This window comes from Lysinibacillus xylanilyticus (genome assembly GCF_001183605.1).
GTDB lineage: Bacteria > Bacillota > Bacilli > Bacillales_A > Planococcaceae > Lysinibacillus > Lysinibacillus xylanilyticus.
In genome coordinates this window covers 1,974,070-1,990,506 of sequence record NZ_LFXJ01000005.1, presented here as the reverse complement: position 1 = coordinate 1,990,506, position 16,437 = coordinate 1,974,070, and the positions used below count along the sequence as shown (strand labels likewise).

The window sequence follows — 16,437 nt, the reverse complement described above, 5'->3', positions numbered from 1 at the left end:
GAATCGCTCACTTTGGTGGGCGTTTTTTTGTTTTTATTGGAGTGGAAAGGGGAGTAAGGGCGAAGCGACGGAAAGAAAGACAAGAGTGACGGAAGTAGAGCTAAGGTGAAGGATAGAAATCAGAGCGACGGAAAGAAAAGCCGAAGCGACGGATAGAAAGGCAAGAGCTGCGGAAAGAAGAGCCAAGGTGACGGATAGAAAGGCAAGAGCGATGGAAGTAGAGCCAAGGTGACGGATAGAATCGTCAAAGCGACGGATAGAAATCCAAATTCGTGGATAGCCCCGTCAAAATGATGGATAGAACCGTCAAAATGATGGAAAGCCCCGTCAAAATGATGGATAGCCCCGCCCAAATCGTGGATAGCTCCGTCAAAATGATGGATAGCCCCGTCAAAATCGTGGATAGCCCCGTCAAAATGATGGATAGCCCCGTCAAAATGATGGATAGCCCGCCAGAGCGAGCAATTATGAAACAATATATGTGGATTGTACCCCCTGCTACAGCAAGCTGGACTTTTTTAATGATTGTAAAATACGATGCAATGGTCTCTCTATTAATACTGAGAAATTTAATAGTAATCATCAATCGATGCGAGTTATGATGTGTTCATAAAATGACTGGTTATTCATTTTATGCTACACTTTTTTTACAAAGGGGGGAGAAGGATGTTTAAACGAGAGAAAAGTATAGAGATTCAACAAAATCGTGATGTGCAATGTGCTCACGGTAAAGTGGCAGTTCAGGGGATTGAAATGAGTGTTTATAGTTTTTTTGTGGATGGATTACTAATTGATACAGGCTCATACTCACTTTCACAGGAGTTCCAATCCTTTTTTAACGAAATACCGATTGAACAATTAGCACTCACTCATTCTCATGAGGATCATTCAGGAAATGCAGCATGGCTTCAGCAACATAAGGATGTACCTATCTATATTCATCGTGATTCGGTAAGTGTTTGTGCAAAGGATGGAGAGTATCCTTTTTATCGCCAGGCATTATGGGGTGAACGACCGGCGTTTAATGCTCAACCATTCGGTAATACATTGCAAACGAAGTCAGCTACATGGGATATAATTGAAACACCAGGGCATACGACAGATCATTTATCATTTTACAATCGAGCAACAGGTGCTTTGTTTACAGGTGATTTGTATATACAGACGAAAACTAAGGTTGTCCTTGATGAAGAAAATATCGTACATACCTTGGCGTCTTTGAAGAAAATATTAAACTATGATTTCGAAGAAGTTTATTGCTGTCATGCGGGTTTTCTAGCAGATGGTCGTACGAAAATACAAGAAAAAATTGCTTATTTAGAAGAAATGGAGAGCAATATAAGGCAATTATTTGATAAAGGTTATTCGGTAGAAGAAATGACAAAATCAATATTTTCTCGTGATTACCCGATTACAAAAGTATCGGGAGAACAGTGGTCTTCCAAGCATATTATCACCGCTTTTATAAATCAATTTACGCAAGAGTCCTTAAAATAAGGGCTCTTTTTTGTTGAAATAATAAAAAACTTTGTGAAAAAATGTGAAGAAAATGTGACGGAACCAGATGAAAAAATGGATACGCTTACATTCGTTTGTGAAAAATTTCTCTTTTACACAAGAAAAATACTATGTGAAAAGTTGAACAGGCTTAATGGCGGTATTTGTACATTTTTTATAAAGCAAATTGACATTAATATTTTATTAAAATAATTGATTGTGAAGTTAATAACAAAGCGAAAAATCAGCCAAGGCGATAATAAATGGCGCTATTTCGAAGAAAAAATAAAATAGACAGAAAATTCGTTGACTTTACTTTCGCAAAGTATTATGATTCTGAAATATATAATAATTCAAAAGAAAAGGATGGGATTGAATGGACATTATGAAAAAGGCTTTAGAAATGCACGAGTATTATAGTGGGAAATTAGAGGTGATTTCTAAAGTACCTGTGCAAGATTCATATGATTTAAGTCTCGCGTATTCTCCGGGGGTTGCTGCGCCTTGTGTAGAGATTGAGAGAAATCCATCACTTGTTTACGACTATACAATGAAAGGTAATATGGTAGCGGTTGTTTCAGATGGTACGGCGGTATTAGGGTTAGGGGATATTGGTCCGAAGGCAGCATTACCAGTAATGGAGGGAAAGGCTATTTTATTAAAGCGTTTTGCCAATGTTGATGCTTTTCCTATTTGTTTAGATACGAAGAATACGGATGAAATCGTCAGCATTGTGAAGGCGCTTGCTCCCACTTTTGGTGCTGTAAATTTAGAAGATATTTCAGCTCCAAGGTGCTTTGAAATTGAAGATCGTCTGCGCCAAGAATGTGATATTCCTGTATTCCATGACGATCAGCATGGTACGGCGATTGTAGTAGGTGCAGGGATGATTAATGCCAATCGTATTGTGAAAAAAGATGTGGCAACGATGAAGGTCGTTATTAATGGTGCAGGAGCAGCTGGAATTGCTATTTTGCGTATTCTTGTGCAAATGGGCTATAAAAATATTTATATGTGCGATACAAAAGGTCTCATTTATGAAGGTCGCGCTGAAGGTATGAATCCAATAAAAGAAACGGTTGCCCATTTAACAAATCCGGAAAAATTACATGGAACGTTGGACGATGCCATTAAAGGTGCTGACGTCTTTATCGGTGTATCGGTTGCAAATTTATTAACAGAAGCACATATTGCTTCAATGAATGAAGATCCGGTCGTGTTTGCACTAGCAAATCCAAATCCTGAAATTACGTATGAAAATGCCAAAGCATGGGGTGTACGTATTATGGGGACAGGACGATCCGACTATCCAAACCAAATTAATAATGTACTTGCTTTCCCTGGTATTTTCCGTGGGGCATTAGATGTTCGAGCAACAGATATTAATGAGGCAATGAAAATAGCCGCAGTGGAAGCAATAGCTGCTCTTGTGAGTGATGAGGAATTAACGGAGGAATATATTGTACCTAAATCATTAGATGAGCGGGTTGTTGAAATTGTTTCACAAGCTGTAAGTGGTGCAGCTGTTGAGTCAGGTGTGTCTGAGCTATTCCAACAAAATACAGTTCTTTCTATTTAATATGAATATGAATCTAAAAAATCTCCCACTCTCTCATAAAGAGAGGGGAGATTTTTTTACATCATAAAAATACCTAAAACGAAAAAGAGAACAATAATCAGAATAATGATTAAGAAAAAGAGAATAATGCTTGGAATTAAGAGTGTAAAGAAGGCCATCCAATTGGATATTTGATGTGCCTCTGCAATAACCCCTACAGTAATGACGATTGACCAAATACCAATCACAAGTGTTACTAAAGTGGCTAGCCATAAAATCCAAGGTATCGATCCAGCGAAGTTAGGGTCCATTAGAGACTCAGGTGATGTAAATAACCAAATTAAATAAAAAGGAATAAGTACTATAAATGGAATAGCAGTTAAACTTAGCCCTTTAAATAATTGTGAGTACGTACCTGTTCCTTTAAAAAGTTTACCGAACAGCCAAACGATTAGTGCGACAAAAGCCGTACCGATTATTCCTGAAATCGGTGATAGAATAACAGAAATTAATGCGATAAGCCAAGGAGACAAGTCTATTAAAGATATCTTATCAATAAGGTCTGAAAGTATAACACCAATATAACCAATTGAAATAAGAAGAATCGCAAAACCTATTGATTTTTCTTCAATCATGTAACGGGTTGTTTGCTTTGGATGCAACCAAATAGACAAAAATGGATTAACCTTTAGCCTTTCTTGTGATGTTTCATTAAAGTCATCCATTAAATTACCTCCAAAATAATAGTATAAATGCATTATGCGTATAATTAGTATACGAGTGATCCAATGAAAAGTTTCAAAAGAAAATAAAAATCATCTTATCAAAAAAAGAGCCGCAAGAAAGCGACTCTTTTTGATTACTCGTAACTAGTCAGGCATGGCATATTAAAAGAATGTTTTTTTATTCAGCTAACATAATTTTTTCTAGCTCTAATGGTTCTATGTATTGTTCGCCTTTGTAAGCGCGCATATTACCACCTGAAATTTCATCAATTAATAAAATTTCATTTGTTTTAGCATCGCGACCAAACTCTAATTTAATATCATATAGTGTTAACCCTTTTTTGGCAAGCTCTGCAGCAACAAATTTAGCAATTTCGATTGTGCGTTGCTTTAAAATCACGTATTCTTCGTGTGTTAACAGGTTTAACATGGCTAAAGCATCTTCAGAAATAGGAGGATCTAGTCGATCGTCATCTTTGATGGTAACTTCTACAAAAGAATCTAAGTCTTGTCCTTCTTTTACGTAAGCACCATAGCGACGTAGGAAAGAGCCTACTGCCTTGAAGCGGCAAATGACCTCTAAACCTTTACCGAAAACAGTTGCAGGCTTTACTGTCATTGTTGCATCGTTGAAGTTTGCATCAACGTAGTGAGTAGGAACACCTTGTTCGTTTAGTTTTGAGTAGAAATAAGAAGTTAAGCGAAGTCCAGCTAAACCAGCGCCGTCGATTGTTAATCCAACAGTATTAGCACCTGGGTCGAATACGCCGTTTTCACCAGTTACATCATCTTTAAATTTTAATAAGTAATGACCATCTTCTAATTGAAACACATTTTTCGTTTTACCTGTATACAATAATTCCACAAAAAACCCTCCAATATTTCGTAGTACTTCATTATTATAACACGAATGTTTTGAATAATTAATAGTAAAAATGTTCGTTTTAAATGATATTTTTTATGTTTTTAAACTTCATTTCTAATAAAAAACAAGATGATAACGAATATTCGTTATCATCTTAGGGTGGATTAATTGTTATTAATAAACGCCTTCAGCTAGCATACCATCAGCAACTTTGATGAAGCCAGCGATGTTCGCGCCAACTACAAGGTTCCCAGGGTAACCATATTTTTCAGCAGCTGCTTTACTGTCCGCGTAAATGTTTTTCATAATTTCATGTAATTTAGCATCTACTTTTTCAAATGACCAGAATACGCGACTTGAATCTTGCGCCATTTCAAGAGCAGATACAGCAACTCCACCGGCATTAGCTGCTTTAGCAGGTCCGAATAATACGCCTGCATTTAAGAATTCGTTAATTGCTTCAAGATCTGATGGCATGTTTGCACCTTCGCCAATAGCTTTTACACCGTTAGAGATTAAAGTACGAGCTGAATCGCCATTAATTTCATTTTGGGTAGCACATGGAAGCGCGATGTCACAAGGAATAGTCCAGATGCCAGTACAGCCTTCTGTAAATGTAGCGTTTGGACGATAGTTTAAGTAAGTGGAAATACGATCGCTTTTTACTTCTTTAATTTCTTTAATTGCATCAAGGTCTAAACCTTCTGGATCGTAAACATAGCCTGAAGAGTCAGAGCAAGCGACAACTTTTGCACCATAAGCTTGTGCTTTTTCAATAGCATATGTTGAAACGTTACCAGAACCAGAAACTACAACTGTTTTACCTTCGAATGAATCGTTGACATCTTTAAGCATTTCATTTACAAAATATACAGTACCATAACCAGTTGCCTCTTTACGGGCTAAAGAACCTCCATAACCAGGAATTTTACCTGTTAATACACCAGATTCGTTTGCTTTTGTTAAACGCTTATATTGGCCCCATAAATAGCCTACTTCACGAGCTCCAACACCGATATCACCTGCAGGAACATCGACATCAGGACCAATATGGCGGTATAATTCAGTCATGAATGCTTGACAGAAGCGCATGATTTCCGAATCTGATTTACCTTTAGGATCGAAGTTTGATCCACCTTTACCACCACCGATTGGTTGGCCTGTTAAAGCATTTTTAAAGATTTGTTCAAAGCCTAAGAATTTGATAATTGATTCATTTACGGAAGGGTGGAAGCGAAGACCGCCTTTGTATGGCCCCATTACGTTGCTGTATTGCACACGGTAACCACGGTTTACTTGAACTTGATTGTTATCATCTTGCCAAGCTACACGGAAGGAAATGATACGATCTGGCTCAACGATACGAGATAGGATATTGGCTTTTATATATTCAGGGTGTTGTGCAAATACAGGCACTAATGAAATGAAAATTTCTTCAGCTGCTTGTAAGAACTCCGCTTGATAACTGTTTTGTTGTTTTAGTTGCTCGAATACACCATCAACGTATTCTTTTGCTAATTGGTCGTTGCTTACAGTTGTAGTTGTCATAGTAAAAAACCTCCAGTTATTTGATATGTGTATCGTATATCTATTTTTCGGACTATTCAATAAAATACTTTTTCCAACAGTCTTAAGTTTGTGAAAAACTGAACAAACGGGGATGAGATTTTATTATATTGAAATAATAACAAGATGAGTGATCTATCTAATTATGAGAAAGGAATGATGCTTTATTGTGAAGGTTTTAATTGATGCTGATGCCTGTCCAGTCGTGGATTTAGCGCTATCTATATCATCTGAGTTTGAGATTGAAACAATCTTGTTTTGCGATACATCCCACCGTGTTGAACGTGATAATGTAATAACAATTATTGTTCCTAAGGGTCCAGATTCGGTTGACTTTACGCTAGTGAATGCGCTTTCAAAGCATGATATTGTCATAACACAGGATTACGGTTTAGCGGCTATGGTTTTGGCAAGAGGGGGTTATCCAATCGATCAAAATGGGCGAGAGATGTCCAATGAAAATATCGAACGTTTGCTCGATATGCGCCATGTGGGACAAAAAATTAGACGTGCTGGTGGACGTACGAGAGGACCTAAAAAACGAACGCAAGAAAACAATATTTCGTTCGAATTGAAATTTCGACAAATTTGTGAACGAGCGATTTTAGCTCAAAAAACGGAGGAATCTAAAGGTGAAAAATGAACTTAAACACGAACTATTAAATCAATTTCCGAGACTAAATGATATAGCAAATCAGGATACTGTACTTTGGGAAAATACAAATCGAGAAAAAAAGGTGCAAACAAATCTTTTTTCAATGGAGGAAGTTGAGGAGGCAGAAGAAACACTTAAACGCTTTTCTTCTTATTTAATTGTAGCGTTTCCAGAGCTTGTGGAAAAAAAGGGACTTATTGAATCATCTTTACAATATATACCTTTAATGAAGAAAGCTCTTGAAAAGGAATATGATGTTTTAATACCAGGTCAATTTATCTTAAAATGCGATCATGCCTTGCCGATTTCTGGATCTATCAAAGCTCGTGGTGGTATTTTTGAAGTATTAAGGCATGCAGAACGGCTTGCAATCGCTAGTGGCAAGCTAACAAAAGAGGATAGTTATGCAATGTTGGCAACAAAGGATTTTCAATCGTTCTTCCAGCAATACACAATTGCCGTAGGTTCTACAGGTAATTTAGGATTGAGTATCGGCATTATGGGCAAAAAACTCGGCTTTAATGTCGTTGTACATATGTCGAGTGATGCAAAAGAGTGGAAAAAAGCATTGCTGCGTGAAAAAGGTGCGACAGTTATTGAATATGAAGCTGATTATAGTGTTGCTGTAGAACAAGGTCGTCGAGAGGCTGAACAAGATCCTATGTGCCATTTCATTGACGATGAAAATTCAAAGGACTTATTTGCTGGCTATGCAGTGGCGGCGAAGCGTTTAAAAGCACAGTTTGAAAAAACGAATATTACTGTGGATGAGGCCCATCCATTGTTCGTATATTTACCGTGTGGTGTAGGTGGAGGACCGGGGGGAGTTGCGTACGGCATACGTGAAATTTTTGGAGAGCATGCCCATATTTTCTTCGCCGAGCCAGTAGCATCTCCTTGTATGACAATTGGCTTAATGACAGGTTTACATGATGAAATCAGTGTTGAAGATATTGGTCTTAATAATAAAACCGAAGCAGACGGCCTTGCTGTTGGTCGTGCGTCAAAATTTGTTGGTAAAGTGATGGAAACTTATGTGAGTGGCTGTTATACAGTTAAAGATGAGGAATTATTTAAATCGCTCGGTTTAGCAATGGACTCGGAAGGTCTATTTTTAGAGCCATCAGCGCATGCAGGGATGTTCGGACCAATTCAGGTAATGAAAAATGGACAAAGTTATTTAGAAAAGCATGATTTAGTTGATAAGATGGAGCAAGCTACCCATCTTGTATGGGCAACAGGTGGAAGTATGGTGCCGCTGGAAATGCGTGAGGAATACATGGCAAAGGCAGTGTAAGTAGGAAGAATTATTGATTAAGGTAGTTAGTTAATGAGAAAACGCAAGAATGCTATAAATCAACATTCTTGCGTTTATTACTTTTGCTCATTTAGAGTTATTTATATAAATAGTCCAACGCTTGATAATCTTGCTGATAGCGCCCACCGTCCGCTACTTCAGCGTGATATAGAGCTTTTAAAGCATAATTTTTTTGCAAATCCATTTCGGACATTAATTCTTTTAGGCGATCATGTAATTCACGGTTTTCTTTCACAAGTTGCTGCATTTGTGGTTTAAAATATTTCATACTGTCTAACTCCTCAATTTATAACATGCTTATTAGTATAACACTTTTAGCTTTTGAAAATGCACTTATATTCATAATTCTAGTTGTAAAAGATTATTCGGTCGATCATACCGTGAAGCATTGGCCTTAGTTGCAATTTTACTTAGGTGTATCGTTCTCATACACATTAAATCAGTCAGTAGGAGAGAAGACTTCATTTGAAGTTTAGGGTTATCCGATATTAAGAATAAAGTGCACGTGCCATAGCGTCTAAATAATTCTGACTAGCTCGATGACTTACTTCGGCATCTGGCACAAAGACTTCAAAGCAATGGAAGCTACCAGGGTAGAGGTGGAATTCAACATCTACTCCTGCTTGGGCAAGACGTGTCACGTAATCAATGGTTTCATCTCGGAATAAATCGAGTTGACCTATACATGTATAAGCTGGAGGTAATCCTGCTAAGTTATCTGCTCTTGAAGGGACCGCATACGGAGATAGCTCATGGGTATCCTTTTCCTCACCTAAATACATACGCCAAGCTGTCAAATTATTAGTTCTACTCCATGTTGCATGCTCCTCGGTAATCTCGTAGCTGGAAGGTGCTTCATTTCGGTTATCAAGCATTGGATACAGTGGCATCTGGAATATAATTGAGGGTCCTCCTTTGTCACGAGCCATTAATGCTAGAGCTGCTGTTAGCCCTCCGCCACCACTTGCGCCTGCAATCGCCACCCGTTTGACATCGATGCCAAGTGATAATGCCTCGGTTGTCATCCATACTAACCCTGCATAACAATCTTCTATAGCCGCCGGATAGGGATGCTCAGGAGCAAGTCGATAATCAACCGAAACGACAACGCAATTAGCAGTCTGAACAAAGCGTTCACATAAAATATCATCCATATTAGGGTGTCCCATAACGAAACCACCGCCATGAATCCAAAGCATCGCTGGAAGTTGATTAATATTTCGTTCAACAGGTTCATAAATTTTAACCAACATCTCGTCTCCGTGACCTCTGGGAATCATCCGAATTGATGTGTGTACAAGTTCTGACTTCTCCGAAGGTGGGTTGGACAAGAGACTTCGACTCCACTCTAAATCTTCCTCCAACCGAAATCCTGGAAATTGGGAGTAAGTCTGTCTTAATTCTGGCAAGACTCGATTATTGATCGTCATATAAATTCCTCCTATTAAATAATGATATCTTAAAGAAATGGATGTCCTTCTAGTGCCATTTCCGCCTCCCATTTGGCAACTTCCTCACGTACTCGAGGAGCAACTTTTGTTCCGAGCAATTCTATAGCTTGCATAACTTGATCATGTGGCATTGTGCTTAATGGTACGTACAGCATAAAACGTGTAATCCCTACATGTTTACGCAGATGAATGATTTTTTCAGCAACTGTATCTGGATCACCTACATATAACGCCCCTTCAAAACTACGTGCAGCATCATAGCTAGAGCGATCATAATATCGCCAACCTCTTTCTTTGCCCAATTTATTCATGCCCGCCTTCGTTGATGGGAAAAATGTATCCGCTGCCCAGTCAGTATTCGGGCCGACGAAACCTATTGAATGAGATCCAACCTGAAGTTTTGATAGATCATGCCCTGCTTGAGCAGCTGCCTTTTTATAGAGCTGTACGATAGGTGCAAACTGCATTGGACTGCCACCAATGATTGCTAGCATAAGTGGTAATCCTAAAAGTCCTGCACGGATGGCAGATTGTTGATTTCCTCCACTGCCAACCCATATTGGTAAGGAGTTTTGAACAGGTCTTGGATACACACCTAAATTATTGATTGCTGGCCGATGTCTACCTTCCCATACTATTTTTTCTGACTCGCGAATTTTGAGGAGTAAGTCCAAATGTTCCTCAAATAGTTCATCATAATCATTTAAATTGTAGCCAAACAAGGGGAAGGATTCGATAAAGGAACCACGACCTGCCATAATCTCAGCACGCCCATTTGATAGTCCATCTAATGTGGAAAAATCTTGAAAGACACGTACAGGATCAGCTGAAGATAGAACTGTTACTGCACTTGTAAGCCGAATCTTTTTTGTTTGTGGAGCTGCAGCAGATAGCACCATTGCTGGAGAGGAAGCAGCATAATCTTCTCGATGGTGCTCACCAACACCAAATACATCCAGTCCCACCTGATCTGCAAGAATAATTTCTTCAACTACTTCACGCAAACGTTGTGCATGACTAATCACTTCACCACTATGAACATCTGGTTTTGTTTCTACAAAAGAGGTAATTCCTATTTCCATTTGTAATCTCTCCTAGTCAATTTAAACTTTTTTCAGCAAGTGTTTTGGTAGCTAAAGTGAAGCGTCAGCTACAAATGTCTTTTGTACCGAAAGAATAGCGGCAGGTACAGAAGTCTCTCACCTTTTTAGGTAGTGAGATGAATACAGGTTTAAGCTACTTTTCAGCGGGTGTACTAACTTCCGCTGAAATAAGTTGAAGCCTCCTGCGGATGTCACAAGAATTATGCCGAGGCATAATTAATTTTTTGTTAACCGTTTAGTCGTAGCCCAAAAAATAAGGGCAAATGCACTGATTAAAGCTCCGAGGAAACTAACCCCTCCCCAACCAAAGTGTGCATACATCTGTGTAGAAGCAATTGAGCCACCAGCACTGCCGATGGAATAAAACATCATATATCCAGCAGTAAGTCGACTCCGTGCCTCTGTACGTAATGGAAGAATCATCGTCTGATTAGTGACATGTACTGCCTGCACGGCCAAATCGAGCAACACAATACCTACAATTAATGCCAATAACGACTGTTCTAGATAGTTGATAAACAACCATGAAATGAGTAATAGAACTAAAGCAATGCCTGTCGTTCTTTGTCCGTAACCTCGATCGGCCAGTTTCCCGGCCTGTGCTGCAGCTAGTGCACCAGCCACTCCAACGAGACCAAATGCGCCAATTACACTGTGTGAAAGAGCTAATGGTGGCGCACTAAGTGGTAGAACAAGTGAAGTCCACAAAATACTGAAATCAGCAAAAATTAGCATGGCTAGAACTGAGCGGATGCGTAATGTTCTTTCTTGCATAAACAGAGTGAATACGGATTTAATTAGCTGATGATAGGGGAGTGATTTTACTTCACGCTCCACCTTTGGTAACACCTTCAGAAACATACAAACCATTACAAGCATGAGAGCGGCAGAGACTAGATAGACGGATCGCCATCCTGTAAGGTCTGTTAATAGACCAGCAAAGGTTCGAGCGAGCAGAATGCCAATGACGATCCCGCTTGTAACAATACCAACAACACGTCCACGTTCTGTAGGGGAAGCCATAGTTGCTGCGAACGCCACAAGTGTCTGCGTCACAACTGCAAGTAGACCTACTAAGGCCATACCAGTAAAAAGCATCACGCTAAAAGAAGCAGTACCCACTATAACCAAAGCCATTGTGGATAATAGCATCTGTCCGATAATCAAGCGTCGTTGGTTAAGTAAATCTCCAAGAGGCACTAGAAGTAATAAGCCCAATCCATAAAAGATCTGCGTGATGGTAATTACAACACCTATTGTCGAGTGATCAATATTAAATTCATTAGACAATTGATCAAGCAACGGCTGTGCGAAATAAATATTGGCGACAGACATTCCGCAGGCTGTTGCGAATAATAAAGTTACAGTTCTAGACATAGAAGGTTGTAGGTTCATCACAGATGCATCAACTTCTTGCTTCAGATTATGGTCCACGCCATATCCTCCGTTCATCATTGGATTTTAATTATAACATACCGTTCGGTACAATATAATTATTGGTAAATATATCTTAGTGTTGTTTATAATGTCAAGGGTTTATTTAAAAATATTTTCCTCCGTAGTTACCTAATACAACGAAAATTGACAATGAAAGCAGCTGATTATACAATGTTTACATACTGTTTGGTATTTAAAATTTTATAGTAACAAACTCACTAACTCATAAACAATGGAGGTGGAATTTTTATGGCAAGAACCCGTGAATTTGATGAGGAAAAAGTTTTAGAGGCTGCCATGCAGTTATTTTGGGAGAAGGGCTATGAAGCTACATCTTTAAGTGATCTCACTGCTAGAATGGGGATTCAACGTCCGAGTATTTATTCAACCTTTGGAGATAAAAAGGAACTATTCGAAGCAGCACTTCGTAGATATACGACATCTCGTGCAGCTGATATACGAGCTAGACTTCAAGGTCATACCTCTGTAAAACAGGCATTTGCTATTTTTTTTGAAGAAGTGATTGCTGCTGAATATACGAAAGATATTAGTAACGGCTGTTTTTGCATCAATACAATGGTTGAACTAGCTCCTCATGATGAGAGATTTGAAATCTTAACGAGAGAACATCAACTTTATCTAGCTGTCATTTTTCAGGAGACAATTGAACGAGGAATCCAATCGGGTGAGTTAGAGGAAGGCACAGATGCAAAGTCTATAGCACAGGCTCTAATTGTGGCGTTAATTGGATTAACGGTCATGATGAAATCTCAACCACAAAAATCATTTATTGACAATGCGATCGCAACAACTCTCACATTGCTTAAATAAATTTTGTAGACTATTAACATCTTTCGAAAAAAGTGAAAACGACCACGCGATTCACTTTTCTCACTTCTTCTCGAGACTATTTATGTCCCAACCTCAATATAAAAAGCGATAACTAAAAGTTTGTTACAGACCCATTGAAACTAAAGGGATGAAATTAACTTAAATAAATAAACAAACAAACAAACAAACAAACAAACAAACAAACAAACAAACAAACCTCCAAATCCACATAGATTTGGAGGTTTAAATCTTTAACCACATTAGCAAGCGGTAAAATGGAGAATAACTACCTGTATAAGCCCAATTGGTGAAGGCTAACCGGTGGATGCAGAAGACCACACTGGTTAAAGTTTTACCTTATCGTGGCATTGTTTTCGCTGGGCGGTTAAAAATACTTCCTGTGCTGCTCGTACACCTGCGCCTGGCTCAAAGTCATATTCAAAGTCTTGAAGTGCTGCTTCCATTAAAGAAACGGCCTGTAAAATATCACTTGGGAAGCAATAGCCCATATGGCCGAATCTGAAAATTTCCCCTTGCAAATGACCGAGTCCTCCAGCGAAATCTAAATGATATTGTTGCTTTAAATGCGACAAGAAGTCACCGAGCGCAATCCCTTTTGGTGCCATAATCGCGGTAATGGTTGGAGAAGCATGCTCATCCGTAGTGAGAAGCTCGATATTAAGGGCATTCATCGCATGACGAACCATGTTTTTCATTAGTTCATGGCGGGCAACTGTATGTTCAAAGCCTCCTTCTTCCTCTATAAGTTTACATACTTCGTGAAGTCCATATATAAGTGTGACAGTAGGTGTGTTTGGAGTCATCCCTTTTTCTGCCCAACTACGATAGCTTAATAAGTTTAAATAATAGGACGGTGTATTATTTTCTTCAATAACGTTCCAAGCTCTATCACTAACACTGACAAAAGAAAGTCCTGGAGGAAGCATCATCGCTTTTTGAGATCCAGTAACAAGAATATCGATTCCCCAGGCATCCATTTCAGCAGGAGCTCCACCTATGCAACTTACACCATCGACAATACATAATGCATCAGTTTCCTCACGTACAACTTGTGCTAATTCAGCAATTGGGTTTAATATACCAGTCGAAGTTTCATTGTATGTGACAAAAACAGCTTTAATATCTTTCAATGGCTGCAAGAATTCTCGCAGCTCCTTAGCCGTGCAAGCTTGTCCCCATTCTTTTTCAAGCTTATGTACATGAAAGCCGTATTTCTCACAAATCGAAACGAAATAGTCTCCAAACGCTCCAACCGTGATCACAACAACATTTTCACCAGCAGAAACAGTGTTAACCGCCGCGGCTTCTAAAGCTGCTGTACCACCTGATGGAAGGAGTAAAATATCCTGCTTTGTGCCGAAAACAGGTTTTACTAATTCAATTGTTTCACGGTAAAGCTCTACAAATTCATTGCTTCGATGACTAATAATATCGTGATTCATCGCAAGCTGAACCTTTTTCGGAATAGGTGTAGGTCCTGGATGTCTTAAAATATTTTCATACACAATCATCAAACCCCTTTGTATTTTAAAATTAGAAATTCGAAATTTTCTAACTATAATATAGCATATATTTTCTGTTAACTAACTTCTTTTTCAAAACATGATAGGTCAAGTATTGTAAGAGAGTAGAAAATACAACGGATTGTTCCCAATTTTTCAACTTCTTTCAGCGAGTGTCGTTTGATAAAAGTGGTATCAGAAAAATTAATTTGATCCGCTTATTATAGAGACGATAGAAAGGCTACAAATGAACAAATAGCAAAAGATTTTATAAAGACGGGAACAGTGATTGCAGAATTCTTTCCTTTAATGGACGAGGTTCCTAGTGTCTTCTAGAATAAGATTTTTTTCTATAGTGGGGTACTTGCATTAAAAGGTATTCCTAAGTCCATGGGACATTATAGTGTGAAATTACGTGAATAAGTTGAAAACCTCTTTACCCTTTTAAAGGTGTGAACTGCGCCCCAATTGTTAGACACATCTAACAATTGGAGGTGCAGTTTTTGTATGGTCAAAAAATATACTGCCAAAGATAAATTACAAGCTGTTGAGCGTTACTTAAATGGAAAGGAAAGTTCCTATGATATAGCTAAATCTATGGAGACTGATAATAAAGCAATCCTTAAATGGGTTAAGCAATATGAATACAATGGTGTTGAAGCTTTTATTCAGCCATATACAAATTACACACTAGAGTTTAAAATGGATGTACTAAATTTTATGATTGAAAATGGTACGTCCTTAAACGAAACGGCAGCGATTTTTAAGATACCTGCCCCTTCAACAATTAGTGTTTGGAGAAAGCAATATGAAATTCAAGGATTAGATGCCCTTCAATCAAAGAAAAAGGGGCGTCCATCCATGAAAAAAGAATTTAATAAACAATCGAAACAAGCACCAGTTGAAGGCTCTACCGAAGCACTTGAAGCACGTATTAAACAACTAGAAATGGAAAATGAGTATTTAAAAAAGTTGAATGCCTTAGTTCAAAACAAAGAAAAATCACCAAACAGGACAAAGCGCAAGTAGTCTATGAATTAAGGCATAAATATCCGGTGAAAGCACTCGTAAAATTCGCTGGCATTCCACGAAGTACGTACTATGATTTAGTAAAACGTATGAATCGACCAGATTTAGATGCCGATTTAAAAGAGGAAATTAAGGCGATTTATGAAGAACATGAAGGGCGTTATGGCTATCGCCGTATTCGTGACGAGCTAGCGAATCGTGGGCAAAAAGTGAATCATAAAAAAGTGCAACGTATCATGAAAGAACTGGGTTTAAAGTGTGTTGTACGTATGAAAAAATATAAATCCTATAAAGGAAACGTTGGTAAAATTGCGCCAAATATTTTAGACCGCAATTTTAAAGCAGATGCCCCAAATGAAAAATGGGTAACAGACATTACAGAATTTAAATTGTTCGGTGAGAAACTTTATTTATCGCCAGTTTTAGATTTATTTAACGGGGAAATTATCACGTATACAATTGGCTCTAGACCAACCTATTCACTTGTTTCAGATATGTTGGACAAAGCGTTCGAACGTTTACCTGAGCACCACCAGTTACTCATGCATTCCGATCAAGGCTGGCATTATCAAATGAATAAATATCGTCGCGCCTTAGAATCAAGAGGGATTGTTCAAAGTATGTCTCGTAAAGGAAACTGTTACGACAACTCTGTCATGGAGAATTTCTTTGGAATTATGAAATCTGAATTCCTTTACATGAGAGAATTTGAAAGTATAGAGCATTTTAAAATAGAATTAGAAAAATATATAAATTACTATAATACGAAACGGATTAAGGCAAAATTAAAAACGAGTCCGGTACAATACCGAACTCATTTTACCCAAGCTGCCTAATGAAATAACCGTGTCTAACTTTTAGGGGTCACTTCAGGTGTAA

General features: G+C 38.3%; 15 protein-coding genes. 7 read left to right on the top strand and 8 right to left on the bottom strand.

Features of this window, described 5'->3' with window-relative positions:
* Positions 1 to 290: 290 nt before the first annotated feature.
* From ACZ11_RS12565 to ACZ11_RS12555, 3 genes are all read left to right on the top strand, one after another.
* Positions 291 to 602: a hypothetical protein gene (locus tag ACZ11_RS12565; protein WP_049666534.1), complete on the top strand. Its 312-nt coding sequence runs from the start codon at positions 291 to 293 to the stop codon at positions 600 to 602.
* A gap of 64 nt (positions 603 to 666) precedes the next feature.
* Positions 667 to 1,497, top strand: a complete 831-nt coding sequence (locus tag ACZ11_RS12560) for an MBL fold metallo-hydrolase (protein WP_049666533.1) — start codon at positions 667 to 669, stop codon at positions 1,495 to 1,497.
* Between the two features lie 376 nt (positions 1,498 to 1,873).
* Entirely contained in the window at positions 1,874 to 3,076 is a 1,203-nt protein-coding gene (locus ACZ11_RS12555) for an NAD(P)-dependent malic enzyme (RefSeq protein WP_049666532.1), read from the top strand.
* Positions 3,077 to 3,132: 56 nt separating this feature from the next.
* Here ACZ11_RS12555 and ACZ11_RS12550 read toward each other — a convergent pair whose 3' ends face one another.
* The 3 genes from ACZ11_RS12550 to gdhA form a co-directional block, all read right to left on the bottom strand.
* Positions 3,133 to 3,780, bottom strand: coding sequence for a YIP1 family protein (locus ACZ11_RS12550; RefSeq protein WP_049666530.1), 648 nt, complete (start codon positions 3,778 to 3,780; stop codon positions 3,133 to 3,135).
* A 178-nt stretch (positions 3,781 to 3,958) separates the two neighbouring features.
* The gene (locus ACZ11_RS12545) at positions 3,959 to 4,645 is read right to left on the bottom strand and encodes a phosphoribosylaminoimidazolesuccinocarboxamide synthase (protein ID WP_049666529.1); all 687 of its coding nucleotides are present in this window, start codon (positions 4,643 to 4,645) and stop codon (positions 3,959 to 3,961) included.
* Positions 4,646 to 4,819: 174 nt separating this feature from the next.
* Complete coding sequence (gene gdhA / locus ACZ11_RS12540) at positions 4,820 to 6,193, bottom strand: NADP-specific glutamate dehydrogenase (protein ID WP_049666527.1); 1,374 nt, start codon at positions 6,191 to 6,193, stop codon at positions 4,820 to 4,822.
* 187 nt (positions 6,194 to 6,380) lie between these two features.
* Here gdhA and ACZ11_RS12535 point away from each other — a divergent pair, with 187 nt between their 5' ends.
* Together ACZ11_RS12535 and ACZ11_RS12530 are read left to right on the top strand one after the other, a co-directional pair.
* Positions 6,381 to 6,854, top strand: coding sequence for a YaiI/YqxD family protein (locus ACZ11_RS12535; RefSeq protein WP_049666526.1), 474 nt, complete (start codon positions 6,381 to 6,383; stop codon positions 6,852 to 6,854).
* Positions 6,844 to 8,163, top strand: a complete 1,320-nt coding sequence (locus ACZ11_RS12530) for a D-serine ammonia-lyase (RefSeq protein WP_049666524.1) — start codon at positions 6,844 to 6,846, stop codon at positions 8,161 to 8,163. Before ACZ11_RS12535 ends, ACZ11_RS12530 begins: the two co-directional genes overlap by 11 nt.
* 97 nt (positions 8,164 to 8,260) lie before the next feature.
* On the opposite strand, the gene ACZ11_RS12525 is transcribed toward ACZ11_RS12530, so the two are convergent.
* The 4 genes from ACZ11_RS12525 to ACZ11_RS12510 form a co-directional block, all read right to left on the bottom strand.
* On the bottom strand, positions 8,261 to 8,452 hold the full coding sequence (locus ACZ11_RS12525) for a hypothetical protein (protein WP_049666523.1): 192 nt from the start codon (positions 8,450 to 8,452) through the stop codon (positions 8,261 to 8,263).
* 220 nt (positions 8,453 to 8,672) lie between these two features.
* Positions 8,673 to 9,614 carry an alpha/beta hydrolase gene (locus tag ACZ11_RS12520; protein WP_049666521.1) on the bottom strand — a complete coding sequence of 314 codons (942 nt, stop codon included), beginning with the start codon at positions 9,612 to 9,614 and terminating at the stop codon, positions 8,673 to 8,675.
* A 29-nt stretch (positions 9,615 to 9,643) separates the two neighbouring features.
* A complete protein-coding gene (locus ACZ11_RS12515; RefSeq protein ID WP_049666520.1) occupies positions 9,644 to 10,717 on the bottom strand; it encodes an LLM class flavin-dependent oxidoreductase in 1,074 nt (357 codons plus the stop codon).
* A gap of 237 nt (positions 10,718 to 10,954) precedes the next feature.
* Entirely contained in the window at positions 10,955 to 12,133 is a 1,179-nt protein-coding gene (locus ACZ11_RS12510; protein ID WP_403089312.1) for an MFS transporter, read from the bottom strand.
* Positions 12,134 to 12,424: 291 nt separating this feature from the next.
* Between ACZ11_RS12510 and ACZ11_RS12505 the strand changes: the two genes are divergently transcribed.
* Positions 12,425 to 13,006 carry a TetR/AcrR family transcriptional regulator gene (locus ACZ11_RS12505; protein ID WP_049666516.1) on the top strand — a complete coding sequence of 194 codons (582 nt, stop codon included), beginning with the start codon at positions 12,425 to 12,427 and terminating at the stop codon, positions 13,004 to 13,006.
* Positions 13,007 to 13,350: 344 nt separating this feature from the next.
* Here ACZ11_RS12505 and ACZ11_RS12500 read toward each other — a convergent pair whose 3' ends face one another.
* Positions 13,351 to 14,532: a pyridoxal-phosphate-dependent aminotransferase family protein gene (locus ACZ11_RS12500; RefSeq protein ID WP_082172808.1), complete on the bottom strand. Its 1,182-nt coding sequence runs from the start codon at positions 14,530 to 14,532 to the stop codon at positions 13,351 to 13,353.
* 504 nt (positions 14,533 to 15,036) lie between these two features.
* Here ACZ11_RS12500 and ACZ11_RS25235 point away from each other — a divergent pair.
* Positions 15,037 to 16,394, top strand: a protein-coding gene (locus ACZ11_RS25235) for an IS3 family transposase (protein ID WP_134008815.1) whose coding sequence is annotated in 2 segments (ribosomal slippage) — positions 15,037 to 15,508 and positions 15,508 to 16,394 — 1,359 coding nt in all. Because the reading frame shifts where the segments join, the coding sequence is not laid out codon by codon here.
* Positions 16,395 to 16,437 lie beyond the last annotated feature (43 nt).

Bases quoted from the DNA above. Each gene is read 5' to 3' on its own strand.
- ACZ11_RS12565 (WP_049666534.1), top strand. From the start codon at position 291: ATGATGGATAGAACCGTCAAAATGATGGAAAGCCCCGTCAAAATGATG.
- ACZ11_RS12515 (WP_049666520.1), bottom strand. From the start codon at position 10,717: ATGGAAATAGGAATTACCTCTTTTGTAGAAACAAAACCAGATGTTCAT.
- ACZ11_RS12550 (WP_049666530.1), bottom strand. From the start codon at position 3,780: ATGGATGACTTTAATGAAACATCACAAGAAAGGCTAAAGGTTAATCCA.
- gdhA (WP_049666527.1), bottom strand. From the start codon at position 6,193: ATGACAACTACAACTGTAAGCAACGACCAATTAGCAAAAGAATACGTT.
- ACZ11_RS12505 (WP_049666516.1), top strand. From the start codon at position 12,425: ATGGCAAGAACCCGTGAATTTGATGAGGAAAAAGTTTTAGAGGCTGCC.
- ACZ11_RS12520 (WP_049666521.1), bottom strand. From the start codon at position 9,614: ATGACGATCAATAATCGAGTCTTGCCAGAATTAAGACAGACTTACTCC.
- ACZ11_RS12510 (WP_403089312.1), bottom strand. From the start codon at position 12,133: ATGAACCTACAACCTTCTATGTCTAGAACTGTAACTTTATTATTCGCA.
- ACZ11_RS12560 (WP_049666533.1), top strand. From the start codon at position 667: ATGTTTAAACGAGAGAAAAGTATAGAGATTCAACAAAATCGTGATGTG.
- ACZ11_RS12525 (WP_049666523.1), bottom strand. From the start codon at position 8,452: ATGAAATATTTTAAACCACAAATGCAGCAACTTGTGAAAGAAAACCGT.
- ACZ11_RS12555 (WP_049666532.1), top strand. From the start codon at position 1,874: ATGGACATTATGAAAAAGGCTTTAGAAATGCACGAGTATTATAGTGGG.